Source organism: Hydrogenophaga palleronii, assembly GCF_031457455.1.
GTDB lineage: Bacteria > Pseudomonadota > Gammaproteobacteria > Burkholderiales > Burkholderiaceae_C > Hydrogenophaga > Hydrogenophaga palleronii_A.
In genome coordinates this window covers 20,104-36,869 of sequence record NZ_JAVDWU010000013.1, presented here as the reverse complement: position 1 = coordinate 36,869, position 16,766 = coordinate 20,104, and the positions used below count along the sequence as shown (strand labels likewise).

Sequence of the window (16,766 nt, the reverse complement as noted above, 5' to 3'; positions counted from 1 at the left end):
ACATGAAAACCCTCAATCGCCTGCTGCCGCTGGTCGCCGCCCTGGTGCTGGCGGGCTGCGCCACTGCGCTGCCTTCGCTGCCACCAGCGGTGGACCCACCACCCCAGTTCAAGGAACAGCCGCGCCAGAACGAACACTGGACCATTGCCCAACCCGCCGAAGCCCAGAGCCGGGGCACCTGGTGGAAGGCGTTCAACGACCCGGTGCTTGACGCACTGGTCGATCGCGCGGACGCCGGCAACACCGGCATACAGGAAGCCGCCGCGCGGCTGGCCCAGGCACGTGCTCTGGTGCGTGGCGCGCGCGCCGATCGCACGCCGCAGGTCGGCCTGGGAGCGGCCGCCGACCGAGGCACCGGCACCAGCACTGCCAATGGCTCCGCGCCGGGCACGCTGCTGCAGGCCGGTGTGAACCTCTCTTACGAGGTGGATCTGTTTGGCCGCCTCTCGCGCACGCAGGACGCGGCCGCGCTCGATGCCGATGCGCGCGAAGCCCTGCTGCAAAGCACGCGCCTGATGGTGCAGGCCGAGGTGGCGCAGACCTACCTCGCCTTGCGCGCCACCGACACCGAACGTGCACTGGTGAACGACACCGCCGCGGCCTATGCCGACACGCTGCGCCTCACCCAGCGGCGCTTCGACGCGGGCGATGTGGCCGAGCTCGACGTCATCCGCATCCAGACCGAGCTGGCCGCGACCGAGGCCGAGGTGTTTGCGTTGGATCGCGCGCGCGCCGAACTCGAACACGCCCTGGCCGTGTTGCTGGGCGAGCCCGTGTCCGGCTTTGCGCTCACGCCCGACACCACGGCGCGCACGCTGCCCGTGATCCCGCCTGGCGTGCCGGCCACCGTGCTCGCGCGCCGCCCGGATGTGGCCGCCGCGCAAGCTTCGCTGCTGGCCGCGCAGGCTCGCGTGGGTGTGGCACAGGCCGCGTGGTTCCCCAGCGTGTCGCTCACCGGCGCGGCCGGCTACGCCTCACCCGAACTTAGCGACCTATTCCAATGGTCGGCACGTGCCTGGGGCGTGGGCGCGCTGATGTCGCTGCCGATCTTTGACGGCGGCCGACGCGAGGCCGGGGTGCAGGGCGCACAGGCCCAGTTCGACGCCGCTGCGGCCCAGTACCGCGGCCAGGTGCTGGGCGCGTTGCGCGAGGTGGAAGACCAACTCTCCGCGCTGCGCCTGCTGCACGAGCAGTCGCAGGCGCAGGGCAGGGCGGTCAGTGCCGCCCAGCGCGCCAGCGCCATCTCTGAAACCCGCTACCGCAATGGCCTGGTGAGCCAGCTCGAACTGCTTGATGCGCGCCGCAACGAACTGCTCAACCGGCGTCAGGCGCAGCGCGTGGAAGCGGCGCAGCAGCAGGCCACGGTGCGGCTGGTGCGCGCCATTGGAGGCGGCTGGGATGCCGTGTAGCCATGGGGAATCAGCGCCTGGCGGGCCGCACGGCGGTGCACCTGACCTGAACAAACGCCTGCTCAGCCGACGCGTAGTCCCATTGTTCGATCCGGCATTCGCCATCGGTTGAAGCCGCTCCCCAGCGCAGCAGATGGATCGAGTTGGGCAGGCCGTTGCGCACCCGCGAAGACACCGCGGTGCCGGCCTGCACCGCCCACACCGGCCGCTCCAGATCGTGCAATGGCATCACGTAGGGCAGGTGGATGTGGCCGCCCATGACCATGTCAGCACCGGCAGCGGCCCATTGCCGCAGGGCAGCTTCGTGTCCTCGCAGCAGGTTCTGAACGTCTTCGGCGCGCGTCACGGCCACGGGCTGGTGCACCACCACGACGCGCAGTTGATCGGTTGAAGCGCCTTCAAGAAGTCGTGCCACGCGGTCGATCTGTTGCCGCGACACCTCGCCGTGTTTGTGCCGCCAGGCCCGCGTGGTGTTGACGCCCACCACCAGCAGGTCGGGCGTGGCATGCACGGGTTCAAGCTCGGCACCGAACGCGGCCGTGTGCTGCGCATAGGGGTGGTGCAGGCGCGCCCACAGGTTGAACAGCGGGATGTCGTGGTTGCCCGGAATCGCCAGCACCGGCGCGCCCAGGCGGTCCACGAAGGCGCGCGCCGCCTGGAACTGTACGGTGCGCGCGCGCTGCGTGATGTCGCCCGAGAGCACGACCAGCTCAGGCCGCTGCTGCCGGGCCAGCGCCACCAGCGCCTCCATGACCGGCGCCTGTTCGGTGCCGAAGTGCAGGTCCGAAATCTGAAGCAGCACACTCATCGGCCGGCCTCTTCGCTGCCGGTCTTGCTCATGGCATCTGGCGGTGGCCTCAGCAGGTACAGCGGCTTGTCGAGCACGCGAAATTCCAGTGGCGTGCGCATGCGCGCGATCTCGCCGTCGAACGCCACCTTCACGCGGCGCAAGCCGGGCATGCGGGCTGGCTTCACCACCATGCGCTCGAACGCAAAGTGCTCCACGCTCTGTGCCTCACCAAGCGCCCCCAGGGCGCCGCGCATCATCAGCCCGATCATTTCCAGCGTGCCGATCGGGCGCAGCATCACTGCCGTGAGACTGCCTTGCTCCGGCGCGTGCACGGGGCTGCCCGCCGCCTGCGGCTCCGGCAGCAGACCCAGCTGCTCCAGCTGAAGCCGGTTGTTGCCCACGAACAGGGTCAAGGCGCGGACCTGGCGAGCCGATCCACCCTGTTCGATCTGCAGGCGCAGCTTGCGCTGTGCGCGCAACAGTGTCACGGTGGCGGCCCAGAACGCCACCCAGCGACTGCGCCCGAAGCGTGCCTTGTAGGCCTCGCGGTCTTCCAGCAGGTCCGGGTACATGCCCAGGCTGGCGTTGACCAGGAACACGCGGTCGTTCACGGCCGCCACCTGCACCGGCTGTGGCGCCCAGTCCAGCAGACACCGGGCGGCCTCGCCCGTGTCGTCGGGAATGCCCTGCGCGCGGGCGAAGTAGTTGAAGGTGCCACGCGGCACCACGCCCATGGCACAGCCCACCGCATGCGCGGCCTGCGCCACGGTGTTGATCGTGCCATCGCCGCCCACGGCCACCACCGCGGTGCGGGTGGCCAAGGCCTGTTGGGCGGCCTTCTGCGCCACGCGGGCCAGATCCCCGCCGTTGCAGAACAGCAGGTCGCCGCGCCGGCCCGCAGCCGTCAGTGCGTCTTCAATTGCTTCGCGCACCGTGTCCGCCTCGCCGCTGCCGGCCGCCGCGTTGATGACGAACTGGAGCGGTGAACCGGTGTCGATCTCAGGCCGCTCAGCCATGGCGCGACGGCGGGAGAACAGAACGGGCGTGCTTCAAAGGGTGGGCGTGTGGCATGGGTGTCAGGGGAGGGCGGGGACCCTGCAGTGTGCAGCCGAAGCCCGCCCCTGTGTTCGATAGCCTGTTTTCCCTGTGCCTTGACGTAACGTGGCCATCACCCGGCGCACACCGGTGTCCCGCACCACGACGAAACGAAACCGTCAGGTGGTGTAGTCGCCGCTGGCTTCGGGCTGGAACAGCAGCGTGGCGATCTCGGCCGCGCACTCGTCACCATTGGGCGTTCGCCAACGGGCGATGGCGCCCACGCGCTGGCCGATCAGGCTGGCGCCCACCGGCGAGAGCACGGAGATGAAACCCAGGTGCGGCTCGGCGTCGCTGGGGTAGCACAGCGTGAGCTTCTGCCGCTTGCCTGAGGCCACGTCTTCGACGATCACCTGCGAGTACATCGTGACGATGTCGGGCGGGATCTCGCGCGAGGGGACAAGGTCCAGGGCATCCAGTGCCTCGGCCAGCTCGGGCGTGAGCTGGTGGCCCTGCAGGTTGTTCAGGCGTGCGAAATCGATCTCGGTGAGCAGCCGCTCACCCACTTGGGATTTGTGCATGTGGCACTCCAACGGGTGCAGACGTGCCACATACAAAGGCAACGCCCGCGATCGCGCTTGGCTTGTGGCCCGGCGATAGATGGATTGCGCAAAAAGGAGGAAGGGGTATCGCCGGGCTCAGGAATCTGCGGCGGGCTGGCGAAGTCCCACTGAGCCCATCTGCTTGCGGCCGGCCACGGCGTCGCCGGCCGCGAAGGCCAGGCGAATTGCCGTGAGGGCAGTGAGGGTGGGGAGGAAAGCCATGGCGGGATTGTAGGCCGCTCTGCGAATCCGGGCAGTCCCTGTTCCGGATGCCAGTGGATGGCAAGGGGAACCGGAGGCAATGCCCGATGCCCGCAGACGGTCAGTCCTTTTTGGACCTGCCGTACGTCGCCACGAGCGTGGCCTTGCCGATGGCATTCGCGTTGATCATGTAGCCCGCCAGCGCCGCAGTGGCGTCTGCCGGAATGTCCAGCGTGGGCGTCTTCAGCGCATGCACGGTGAAGATGTAGCGGTGCGGCTTGTCGCCCGGTGGCGGGCAGGTGCCACCCCAGGCGGCCACGCCGTAGTCGATGCGCACGTGCCGCGCGCCAGCGGGCAACTTTGCATCGCCCACGGCGCCTGCGTCGGCCGGCAGCGAGGTCACACTGGCCGGCAGGTTGATCACGGACCAGTGCCACCAGCCGGAGCCGGTGGGGGCGTCCGGGTCGTAGACCGTGACGGCAAAACTCTGGGTGCCCGCCGGTGCGCCGCTCCACTGCAGGGCGGGGGATTTGTTTTCGCCCGAGCAACCAAAGCCGTTGAACTCAAAGCGCTGCGCCAGCATGTCGCCGGCTTTGAAATCCGGGCTGCTGAGAGTGAAGTCGGCGGCATGGAGGAAGGTGGACGAGGCAGCGAGCAGGGAGGCAAGAAGGATGTGGCGTTTCATGAGAGCTCCAAATAAGGGAAGGCCAGATGATGAAACGTCTTCGCTTGCGTCGCTCGCCCGGAAGCGTCAACTGCTGTGCGCGATCGTGCAGGAGCCGCGTGCGCCTGGCGTCATGGCCTGAGAAACGAGGGGGCGTAGCCGAAGCGTTTGCGAAAAGCGGCCGTGAACCGGCTGTGGGAGTCGTATCCACAACGCGCCGAAATTTCTGACACCTGCAGGCTCGTTCCCTGCAGCAGCGCCATGCCCGATTCGAGGCGCACCTCGCGCACGCAGCGGCTCACGGTGGTGTCTTCTTCGGCGAGCCTGCGTTGCAGTGTGCTGGCGCTCATCTGGAAACTCCTGGCCACATCGTCCACGCTCCAGTGGGCATGAAGCCGCTGCCGCACCAGCCGATGCACCCGGTCGGTCCAGCTGAGCTCGCTCACAGGGGCAAACACCAGGCCTCGCTCAGCCAGCAGCAACAGGACTTCCATGGCCCGGTGTTCGCGCATCGCTTCGGAGGTTTCAGGTTCGCGCAGCGCCGACACAGTGTGTTCAAAGGTCGCGACAAACGCATCGTCTGCCAGGGTACCGGCGCTGTGCTGAACGGGGGGCACGGCGGCGAACTGGCCGAAGCGCGCATGGAAGGCCTCCACCAGCTTCGGCGCGAAGCTGATCAGGCGGGCTTCGTAGTGTCCGCCGGGGGGCGCTTCGTTGACCACATCCCACCGCGTGGACCTGGGCAGCAAGAACACCTGACCCGGCGCAAAGCGAATCTCGCCCTGGGGCGTGGACAGGCGCTTCTTTCCCGTGACCACCCAGCCCACCAGATCGTCGCGCAGCGTGACGGTGCGAATGGTGTGCGTGACACGGGTGTAGGCGTACTGAGCGACGACGCAAGGGAGGGATGTCATCTGAAGTTGGCGCGGCGCCGCCCATGGCGCGGGCCATGGGGCAGTAGAGGGCAATGCCGTGTGAAGGTAACAGACACGCTTTGTACCTCAATAGAGCCGGGTGCCTTGGTGACCGCGGAGAGCGCCGAAAGCTTGTGTGCACCTGGGCCAGCTTTGAGGTGGTTGACGAAAGTATGAGGTACGTACATCAGATATTGCTCCCAAGGCAGCGCCATTGATGGAAACACCATGAATTGCTTCCTTTCTGAAGTCTTACAAAATTTTCATGTTGTCCCCGGCCAACACATGACGCCCGTGTTTCGACAAATTTCACGTAACTGCTATCAGTTGTTTGGCATACACATATTGACTTAGATCAACACGATTGCTTACCCGATATATTCGCGGCCTGCGTGTGTTTGCGCTTGAAGAAGAGCAGCAATTTGAGGTCCGACCCTCGTTCAGAGTGACCTCAGAGCCCCTCACGCAGTTCTCCGGCCCAGCCCCCAAAGCGGCCGATTTCCCGCTGCCCTGCAGCGGGTGATCCGCACGCCTTGCGGCCACCGCCGCCCCTTCGTTCCATTTCAGCCTGGCATCAACATCGCATGAAACAGAAACTCCCCTCTTCCGCCCTGGCTTCGCGTTTGCGCCTTCTCAAGCTGGAACCCCGCATGCTGTTCGACGGCGCCGCGCTGGCCGAAGGTGTGGTGTTGGCCGACAGTGCAGAACCCCTACCGCCAGCTGAAGCGCCGGCCGCCGAGCCGGACCGATTGGCCGAGGACGCCCTGCTGGCAGAGGAGCCCTCCGCCAGTGAAACGCCCACCGTGGCGACCACCGAACAGGACGCCGCAGACGCCGATGCCGACTTGCTGGCCGAGACAGAGAGTGCCGAAGACAACACAGACGCAGACACCGAAGCCGCAGACGAGGGTGCATCGGATCTGGAAGAAGCGGGCAGCGATACAGACGCAACAGACGCAACGGACACCACCGATACCACCCTGGCAGAGGCGGACGATTCCGCCGATCCGCTGGCGCTGACCTCGGAAGACAACGAAGCCGAAGCCGAAGATGTGGACGGCCTGGCCACCACCGCGACGATCAACGAACTGGTGGTGGTCGACGCCCGGGTGGAGAACCACGAGAACCTGCTGGTCGACATGCCCTCGAACGTCACGGTGATCGTGGTGGGCGCAGACGATGACGGGCTGGAAGCCATCAGCAACCAGCTGGCATCCTCCAGCCAGCCCTTTGGTGCCATTCACATCATCAGCCACGGCACCAGCGGTTCTTTCACGCTGGGCCGCGACACCGTGGGCAGCGACAACCTGTCCGGGCATTCCGAGACCCTACAGGGCTGGGCCCAGTACCTCACCGAAGACGCCGACATCCTGCTCTACGGCTGCGACATCGCCGCCGGCAGCGAAGGCCAGAACTTCCTCCAGGAACTGAGCCACATCACCGGTGCAGACATCGCCGCTTCCACCGACGCCACAGGTTCGTCGGATCAGGGCGGCAACTGGGTGCTGGAGGCGCAGATCGGCACGATTCAAGCCGGTGTGGTCCTGAGTGCGGCAGCCACCGATGGCTATGTGGGCCTGCTGGCCGCCACGGCCGTGGTCGACAGCAATGCAGCCGGTACCCGCACCACCACGGAAGACACGCCGCTGGCCATCACCGGCGTGCAGGTCAACGGCGATTCGCCCTCCGACGTCATCACGCTCAGCGTGGTGACCAGCGGCGGTACGTCGTCGTTCGGTGTGGCCACAGGACTGAGCTTCACCGGCGCCAACGGTTCCGGCAGCTTCTCGGTCACCGGCACCATCGCCAACGTGAACGCCGCACTGGGCTCGCTCACCTACACGCCCGAGTCCAACCAGAACAGCTCCACCGCCGGCTTCACACCGTCGATCACGTTCAACGTCACCGCCGGTGGCGCCGGCAGCGTGGTGGTCGACAACATCGCCGTCACTGCCGTCAACGATGCGCCCGACCTCAGCACCCAGGTCGACCTGGTGGTGTCGGAAGGAGGCGCCGCTTCCTTCTCGCTGGCCCAGCTGGCCACCAGCGGCGAAGCGCTGGACGCCGACATCGGCACCGGCCAGCAGGTGGTCGACCAGCAGATGGTGCAGATCACCTCCCTGCCCAGCCAGGGCACGCTGACCTACCAGGGTGGCGTGGTGGTGGTGGGCACTGTGGTGCCCGTGACCAACCTGGGGCAACTGCTCTACACCCACAACGGCACCGACCTGACCACCGCCGCCAGCGACAGCTTCGGCGTCAACGTGAGCGACGGCGGCGGCGCCGTGACCGCCGGCACCATGAACATCACCATCGAGCCGGTGAACGTCGCGCCGACCATCGAAAGCGACGTCACGCTGATTGAAGGTCAGGTCGGCGTGGTGGCGCCCACCATCGACCTGGGTGATGCCGCCGATTCACTGGCCAATGCGATCGTCGTGATCGACAACGTGGTCACCGGCGGCCAGGGCGTTCTGTTTTTTGACGCCAACGACGACGGCATCGTGGACGCGGGCGAAGAAATCACCGGCACCACCGTGCTCACCGAAGAGCAGAAGGCCAACCTGTCGCTGCTGAAGTTCGCGCACAACGGCACCGAGCCGAACGCGCCGGGCGCCATCACGCCGTCTTACCAGATCACGGTGACCGACTCGGGCGGCGGCGAGGGCATTGACGCAGCAGCCACGACCGTTCAAACCGTCGTCATCGAGGTCGAGCCGAACAACGACGACCCCGAGCTGAACAACGCGCACGACACCCCCGGCACCGCACTCGATGTGACCGAGCACACGGCCATCGTTCTCACGCCAGGCATGTTGCAGCTCACCGACGTCGACCGCGACCCTTCCGACCCGAGCCAGACCACGCCAACTCAGCAACTGGTCTACACCATTCAAACACCCCCTGCCCAAGGGGAATTGCAGATCTTCCTGGGTGGCGGCGCCGGTCCGGATGGAAATGGCTGGGTGGTTCTGGGCCCGGGTGGCCGTTTCACGCAGGCCCAACTGGACGCTGGCGAAGTGCGCTATCTGCAGACGACGTCGATCACCGCCGACACGCTGGACGGCTTCACTTTCACGGCACGGGATTCGGCCTTCGGTTTCGACGTGATCACCGATCCCCAGAACCCCGTCAGCGGGTTCGAGGGTGGCGTGCGCGACCCGTCAGACCCCGCAGGTCCGATCGCGGTCCAGAACTTCTACTTCAACATCCTTGACGTTCCTGGTGACGATGGTTTCGGTCCGCGCACCCCGGCTGCCCTGGACTACGACTTCGACTCCCTGGGTCTGTCGTCCAACGGCGGCACGGTATGGGAAGAAGCCAACACCGACTACCTGATCACGCCGGCCATGCTGGAGTACCGGATCACGCGCACCGAACCTGGCCCCGGTGGCCAGACCTTCGAGGTGCCGGCGAATGAGACGGTCTACACGTTAGAGAACCAGCCCTCGAACGGCGTGATCGAACATTTCGTCGACGGGGCGTGGACAAGTGTGCCGGTCAACGGCCAGTTCACGCAGGCCGACATCAACAGCGGCAACATCCGCTTCGTGCACGATGGCAGCGAAGACCACACGGCGGCTTTTGACTATCGGGTGAGCGACGGCACAGAGAACGCCATCACCAGCCAGTTCGTCATCGACGTCACGCCCACCAACGACCGGCCCACCGGCGACGGAGGCACGGCACAGGTGATCGAGGGCGACGGCAACGCCGTGCGCCTGGGCGAGGATGTGGTCGGCCTGAACGACATCGACCTCAGCGATGATCCCCTGAAACAGGTGGGTGAAGGCGCGGAAGACTTCCTGTGGTTCCAGGTCACCGACCTCCCGGACCACGGTGAGCTGCAGCGTTGGAACGGCAGCGCCTGGGTGGCCGTGACCACGGACACCTGGCTGCCCAGCACCCTGCTGACCGCCTCGGCCGATAGTGGCACCTCAGGCCTGCGTTATGTGCACGACGGTTCGGAGCCGCTGACCTACGTGGGCGGTCCCCGCGTGGACTTCACCTATGTCGTCCGTGACGACCTGGCCGATCCGGGCGACGCTTTTGCCACCAACGGAAGCACGCCGCCGCTGGCCGACGGCAGCGTCGCGTCCAACCAGAGCGCGCCAGTTGACGCGGTGATCAACATCATCCCGGTTAACAACGCGCCCCAGATCGCCGACACACCGGGGTCCGCAGACCCGGCCATCGATGCCACCATCACCGACGGCGGCGCCCTCACGGGTGCCAATGAAATCCTGGCCAACGTGGCCGAAGGCACCACGGTGGTCATCACCAGCGCCCACCTCACGGCGGTGGACTCCGACAACACCACGGTGCAGCGTCAGTTCCGCATCACCGACGCACCCACCGAAGGCACGCTGCTGCTCAATGGCACCGCGCTCGGCGTGGGCTCCACCTTCACCCAGGCCGACATCGACGCAGGCCGGGTGAGCTACCGTCACAGCGGCGACGAAGTGGGTGCCCTCATTGACGGCTTTGGCGCGCAGTACCACGACAAGTTCCACTTCGTGGTCAACGACGGTGTGCTGGAAGACTCGGGCAACGGTGCCGACAACAACGTCTTCCTGATCACCCTCACGTCCACCAACGACAAGCCGACCGTGACCATGCCCGCCGGCCCGCTGAACATCGACAGCACGGATGCGGCCAACAACCAGATCCCCGGCGTGTCCGTGGGCGATCCGGACCTTGCCGACGGGCTGATCGGCGTCGAGGCCGACTTCGTTCAGGTCACCGTGCGCCTGCTGGATGCCGATGGCAATCCGGTGACCGACTACAGCAACGTCAATGGCCCTGGCACTGGCGGCGTGGAAATCAGCATCGACCTGCCTGGTGACACCAATGGTCTCTGGCTGATGACGGAGGACGGCAACAACAACATCCTGCAGATCCAGGGCACGAGGGCGCAAGTCAATGAGGCCTTGGCCAGCCTCTCCGTGACCTTTGCCACCGATCTGAACGCCGAGTTCCAGTTGCAGGTGATTGTCGACGACCGTTTGCGTGACGGAACCGGCGCACTTGATGCGTCTGGCGCCGACGCCAACGGCGGCGAGCTCAACGAGCCTGCCGATCCATCGGGTGCTCCCACTGCCGTACCAGGCACCGTGTACGACTGGGCGGATCAAGCCACGCTGCCCGCGGACGACCCCAACATCACGTCCGACACGGTCCTTCTTCGTGCCTCGCTCGTGAACGAGCCGGCCGTGCTCACCGGCCCGCCCAGCGTGATCGTCAACGAAGACGTGCGCACGCAGATCGATGGCTTCGTGGTGGAAGACCCGGAGTCGGAGGCGTTTGGCACGCCGGTCTCGGTCACCATCTCTGTGCCCCCGGGCACCGGTACGCTGGGCGTGGGCACCTCAGGCGCGCAGGGCAGCATCACACCCGCAGGCGGTCAGGCGGTGACGGTCACCGGCGACAACACCGCTACTGTCACCCTCACAGGCCGCGCCGTCGACATTGAAGCCCTGCTCAACGGCCGCAACGCCGCCGATACGGCTGACGATCCCAACGGTGGTCTCTTCTTCACATCGGCGCTGCACGCCAACGGCGATGTCAATGGCGGTGCAGATGGCGACGTGACGCTCACGCTCAGCTTCAACGACGCCGGCTCCACCATCGGTGATGACGTGGGCGATGGCAGCGTGGCCAACAACCCGGCCGACATCACCACCGCCGTGGCCATCACCGCCATCAACGACGCACCCGTCGTCGTGAACGGCGGCGCACCGATCGCCGTCAGCGACAGCACACCCACCGCAGTGACGGGCTTCCAGGTAACGGACGTCGACAGTCTGGACGGCTACACCGATGGTGAAACCGACGGCGTCATCCAGGTCACGGTGCGCCTGCTCGACGACAGCGGCGTGCCGCTGACACAGGCCGACTACACCACCCTGGGCGTGACGCTCAACAGCACCGTCGCCGGCTCCGGCGTCACGGTGGACGCCACGCTCAATGGCAGCACCTCCGCGCTGGAAGTGCGCGGTACGCTGTCCGAAATCAACGCCTACCTCGCCGGTCTGCAAGTCACCTTCGCCAACATCGGTGACTCCAACCTCGACACCACCTACGCCGTGGAAGTGGTGGCCGACGACCGCTTGCGCGATGCCGGCACCGGCGCGCTCACCGATCCAGGCGACCCCGTGGCCAACGGCGGCGAGAACAACCAGCAAGGTGGCCTGCCCGCCGTGCCCGGCACCGACACCTTCGATGCCTACGGCACCACGGTGGCTGGTTACAACATCTACAACGTCACCAGCAACACCCGTGACGTGTTCATCTCGTCCATCAACGACCCCGGCCAGATCACGGCCAACGACGTGGTCATCAGCGAAGGCTCGGCCACCCTGGTGCTCGACACCAGCAACGCCAACATCGTGCTGGCCGACCCGGACGACAACGGCGCCACCACCATGCAGGTCACGGTGACGGTGGGAACCGGCACGATCACGGCCGTGGGCGGTGCGGGTGGCGCCGTTGCCGGCATCGGCACCAGCACCATCACCATCACCGGTGCCACCGAGGCGCAGATCAACTCCCGCCTGCAGGCGCTGACCGTGACCTTCCCTGACCCCGACGGTGCAGGCCCCGCCGGCAACGCCGACTGGAACGGCAGCTTCGACGTGACCGTGGTCTACGACGACCGGGGCAACACCGGCACACGCCCGGGTAGCCTGGTGGGCGATACCGATGCGCCGGGCAGCAACCCCGGCGACTACGCCTATGCCGACGGCACCAGCAACCACCTGGTGACCACCCGCGTCTTCAACGTCACGGTCAACCCGGTCAACGACGCACCCACCGCGACGCACACACCGACCAACCCGACTGCCAACGAAAACACGGACGGAACGGGCGTGCCGCCGGTGAACCTGCTCAATCCCGGCACCATCAGCGACGTCGACCTCACATCCACCCCAGGGCTGGACGGCAGCACCTTTGGCGCTGGCACCATCACCGTCACGCTGACCGACGGCATCACCGGCGACCAGTTGCTGGTCAACCCCACCGTCACAGCCGGCATCGCCGGCGTGACGGGCGGCGCGGGCAACACACCGCTGGTGATCACGCTCAACAGTGACGCGACGGTGGAAGAGGTCGAAGCCATCCTGGCCGCGATCCAGTTCAGCCACAGCACCGACAACCCCACCGTGTTCGGGACCGACCTCACCCGTTCCTACACCGTGGTGCTGAGCGACGGCAACAACGACCAGGCCGGCGGCGACGCTGGCGGCCCCGACGCGTTGTCCGCACCCACGATCAACGGCACCATCACCCTGGCCGAGCACAACGACCCACCGGTGGCCGTGGACGACACGAACGTCGTCACCGAAGACTCGGGCACACCCGCCACGGGCAACGTGATCACCGGCGTCGGCACGCCCGACTCCACGCCCGACAGCGATCCCGACACACCGATTGGCGACCTGACCATCACCGAGATTCGCACCGGCACCGAGGCGAGTGGCGGCGGCATGTCCCCGGTGGGTGGTGGCACGGTCATCACGGGCCAGTACGGCACGCTGACCATCAACCCTGATGGCAGCTATTCCTATGTGCTGGACGACACCAACCCCGACGTCAACAACCTGCTCACGGGCGAGACGCTGGCCGACGTGTTCACCTACACCTTGTCGGACGGCACATCGGTCGACCAGGCGCAGCTCACGATCACCATCAACGGCCGCAGCGATCATCCGGTGCTCACCATCCCGGACGTGAACGGCGGCGAGCCGGGCCACCATTCGATCCCCGAGAACGCCACCACGCCCGTCACCGGAACCGTCACCATCGTCCATCCGGAAGGTGAAGCGTTCATCGACGTTACCACCGTGACGGTGGGGGGCACGACCACCACCATCACCCGCGCCGAACTGAACGACCTGGCGACCACGCCGGTCGTCATCACTGGCCCGGAGGGCACGCTCACGCTGACCGGTTTCGACCCCACTTCCGGTGAAGTCACCTACAGCTACCAGCAACACGGCATGACCAAGGACCACAGCGGTGGTCCGGAGAGTGTGTTCGACACGTTCACCTTCGAGGTGATCGACGTCAACGGCAACACCTCGACACCACGAGACCTGGTCATCGTGGTCACCGACACCGCACCCGTGGCCTTGCCCGACACCAACACCGTGGCCGAAGGCGTGGGCACCACGCCCACCAGCACCAGCGGCAACGTGTTCGGGCCGGGCGGCGCCAGCGCCGGTGATGTGGAAGACCAGCTGGGCGCCGACCCGACCGAGGTCGTGGGCATCGGCGCCGGCAACAGCACCGGCCATCTCAGCGGCAACCTGGGCACCCCGTTCGCGGGCACCTACGGCAGCATCGTGCTCAACGCCGACGGAACCTACACCTACACGCTGAACAACCGCCACCCGGCAGTGCAGAACCTGAACAACGGCCAGACCCTGACCGAGGTGTTCCGCTACACCATCATGGATTCCGATGGCAATGCCAGCACCACCACGCTGACCATCACCATCCGGGGCGTGAGCGACACACCGGCCCAGCCCACGCCGCCGAGCGCGCCGCCAACGGAGCTGCCACCAGCCCCGACCCCGGAGCGCCCCATCAGTGGCAAGGGTCAGCTGGAGCTCCCGCGCAATCAGATCCGCTACCAGCGCCTGGACGTCAACCAGATCGCCGACCGCCTGCAGCCGAGGTTGTATGTGCTGCCTGCGGTGCAGGAAGCGCGAGAGCTGGTGGAAGGCAAGGGCATCGACATCGAGCACATTGCCGACATCATGGACCCGTCGCTCTACGTGCTGCCCACCGTGGAAGCCGCGAGCCGAGTTGCGCGCGACGCCGCACAGCCTGCGATCGACCGCTTCAACGACAGCGACACCGACGACGATGGTGTGGTCATCGAGTGGAAGGACAACGCAGAGGCCGAGCCCCGGGCAGCGGAAGCCGAGCGCCCCGCAGCGGCACCGGCAGACAAGCCTACCCCTTCAGCCGATGCGCCCGTGCCCTCGCTGAGTACCGCCGATGCCGACACCAGCGCACCCGCCCCCGTGGCTCGCGTCGAGTTCACCCAGCAGGTTCGCCAGTGGGCGGGCGCCCACAGCATCCGTCAGCGCGCTGCGGCGCTGGATCTGCTTTTTGATGCACCGCCAGCTCCAGCTTCTGCCGAAGCGGCCCCTTCCCCTCAGGTCGCGGACGCGCCGCAAGCCTGACCAACCATCCGACCGATCGTTTTTTCAACCTTCATCAGAGACCACACATGCCCATCAAAACTTTCGCCCTCGCGCCCGTCGTCCTGCTCGTGCTGACCGGTTGTGCCATCACACCCAAGCCCCTCAGCCAGGCAGACGTTCAGGGCCGCGTGGCCCAGGACAACGAAGCCATTTACAAGAACCAGGAGGTGCCCACCAAGCCCATCGACTTCAACGAAGCCCTGGCCCGCGCACTCAAATACAACCTGGACTATCGCCTCAAGCTCATGGAAAGCGCCGTGGCGCGCGGCCTGGCCGACGTGAGCCGCTACGACATGATGCCCTCGCTGCTGGCCTCTGCCGGCTACACCCGGCGCAACAACAGCGCGGGCACCACCAGCTACAACGTGATCACCGGCCTGGACATCCCCGGCGACCCCACCAGCTCGCAGGAACGCGAGCGCCGCACGGCCGGCATCGAGTTCTCGTGGAACGTGCTCGACTTTGGCCTGAGCTACTACCGCGCCAACCAGCAGGCCGACCAGGTGCTGATCGCCGAAGAGCGCCGCCGCCGCGTCACGCAGATGATTGCCCAGGACGTGCGTTCCGCCTACTGGCGCGCCGTTGGTGCCCAGCGCCTGCAGAAGCAGACCGAGCAGTTGATCGAACGCACCCGCGCCGGGCTGGAGCGTTCCAAACAGGCCGAGCGCGAAGGCGTGATGCCACCCAGCGCCGCCCTGAACTACCAGCGTCAGATGCTGGATGCACTGGACGTGCTGGCCAACCGTCGCCAGGAACTCAACTACGCCAAGCGCGAACTCGCCGCGCTGATGAACGTGCCACCGAACACCCCGTTCGAACTGGTGGCCGACGTGGAGCCGCCGCTGGTGTCTGTGCCCGCCAACGTGACGCAACTCGAAGAAATGGCGCTGCTGCAGCGCAGCGAGCTGCGCGAGCAAGACTACGAAAAGCGCATCACCGAGAACGAGCGCAAGCGCCAGATCCTGGCCCTGCTGCCCAACCTGAACTTCACTGTCGCCGCACAGCACGACTCCAACCGTTTCCTGTTCAACAACCAGTGGGCAGATTCCGGCGCGCAGATGAGCGTGAACCTGTTGCGCCTGCTGGCCATCCCGTCCATCAACAAGACGCAGGACGCCCAGGTCGCGCTGTCTGACGCACGCCGTCGCGCGCTGGCCATGGCCATCATCACGCAGGTGCGCGTGTCCGTGGAGCGCTACAACATGGCCGTGCAAGACCTGCAGGTGGCGCGCGAGTCCAGCGCCGTGGACCAGCGCCTGCTGAACTTCTCGCAAGCCAACCTGGTGGCCCGCACGGAATCTGAACTGGATCTGGTGCGGGCCGAAGTGCGGGCACTGAACTCCGACTACCAGCGCCACCTGGCCTACGCCGCCGCGCAGACCGCGTTTGGCCGCATGTTCAACACCCTGGGTGTCAATGTGCTGCCCGACAACCTGCAAGACCTCTCGCTGCCCGAACTCACGCAGCGCCTGGACGGTTTCCTCACCACCACGCTGAACGATACATTTCCGCCGCTGCCGGACGCGCCCGTCAAGACACTGCCGCGCGTCAGCGTGAATGTGGAACTGCCGGCCGGCACGCCCAACGCCGCTGCGGCCCAGGCTTCCGTGCGCCAGGCCCTGGCGCGCAACCAGGTGTCGCTGGACGAAGCAGGCAAACCCGCCGGCGCCGCACTGAGCATGCGCGTGGACATGGCCCCCGCGGCCAATGGCCCTCGTCGTGTGACCGCCGTCATGCGCATGGTGGACGCCAAAGGCACCGAAGTGGGCACCAGCACCTACGCCAGCACCTTGCCCAACCAGTCCAACCCCCGCGCCCTGATCGCCTTCGCCGAAGCCGCTGCCGTGGCCAACCTGGCTTCGATCTCCGGCTGGCTGCACAAGATGACCCCATGAAGCACGTGACGAAGCCATTCACGAAACGGTTCACGAAACAA

Annotated in this window: 9 protein-coding genes; 3 read left to right on the top strand and 6 right to left on the bottom strand. The window is 66.4% G+C overall.

Going from position 1 to position 16,766, the window contains the following annotated elements; all coding sequences use genetic code 11:
* Positions 1-2 precede the first annotated feature (2 nt).
* Positions 3-1,409 carry an efflux transporter outer membrane subunit gene (locus J2W49_RS23120; RefSeq protein ID WP_310321672.1) on the top strand — a complete coding sequence of 469 codons (1,407 nt, stop codon included), beginning with the start codon at positions 3-5 and terminating at the stop codon, positions 1,407-1,409.
* 10 nt (positions 1,410-1,419) lie between these two features.
* Here the strand turns inward: J2W49_RS23120 and J2W49_RS23115 are convergent, their stop codons facing one another.
* The 6 genes from J2W49_RS23115 to J2W49_RS23090 all read right to left on the bottom strand — a co-directional run bounded on the left by J2W49_RS23115 (position 1,420) and on the right by J2W49_RS23090 (position 5,615).
* Complete coding sequence (locus tag J2W49_RS23115) at positions 1,420-2,217, bottom strand: metallophosphoesterase family protein (RefSeq protein ID WP_310321670.1); 798 nt, start codon at positions 2,215-2,217, stop codon at positions 1,420-1,422.
* The gene (locus J2W49_RS23110; RefSeq protein WP_310321667.1) at positions 2,214-3,215 is read right to left on the bottom strand and encodes a diacylglycerol/lipid kinase family protein; all 1,002 of its coding nucleotides are present in this window, start codon (positions 3,213-3,215) and stop codon (positions 2,214-2,216) included. Before J2W49_RS23110 ends, J2W49_RS23115 begins: the two co-directional genes overlap by 4 nt.
* Before the next feature lie 198 nt (positions 3,216-3,413).
* Positions 3,414-3,815 (bottom strand): GreA/GreB family elongation factor, encoded by a 402-nt coding sequence (locus tag J2W49_RS23105; RefSeq protein WP_310321664.1) that lies wholly within the window; start codon positions 3,813-3,815, stop codon positions 3,414-3,416.
* A 117-nt stretch (positions 3,816-3,932) separates the two neighbouring features.
* A complete protein-coding gene (locus J2W49_RS23100; RefSeq protein WP_310321662.1) occupies positions 3,933-4,058 on the bottom strand; it encodes a hypothetical protein in 126 nt (41 codons plus the stop codon).
* A gap of 100 nt (positions 4,059-4,158) precedes the next feature.
* A complete protein-coding gene (locus tag J2W49_RS23095; protein WP_405001074.1) occupies positions 4,159-4,722 on the bottom strand; it encodes a YbhB/YbcL family Raf kinase inhibitor-like protein in 564 nt (187 codons plus the stop codon).
* A 110-nt stretch (positions 4,723-4,832) separates the two neighbouring features.
* Positions 4,833-5,615, bottom strand: a complete 783-nt coding sequence (locus J2W49_RS23090; protein ID WP_310321659.1) for a helix-turn-helix transcriptional regulator — start codon at positions 5,613-5,615, stop codon at positions 4,833-4,835.
* 584 nt (positions 5,616-6,199) lie between these two features.
* Between J2W49_RS23090 and J2W49_RS23085 the strand changes: the two genes are divergently transcribed.
* Positions 6,200-14,809, top strand: coding sequence for a DUF4347 domain-containing protein (locus tag J2W49_RS23085; RefSeq protein ID WP_310321656.1), 8,610 nt, complete (start codon positions 6,200-6,202; stop codon positions 14,807-14,809).
* A 47-nt stretch (positions 14,810-14,856) separates the two neighbouring features.
* A complete protein-coding gene (locus J2W49_RS23080; protein WP_310321654.1) occupies positions 14,857-16,725 on the top strand; it encodes a TolC family protein in 1,869 nt (622 codons plus the stop codon).
* The last annotated feature ends 41 nt before the right edge of the window (positions 16,726-16,766 follow it).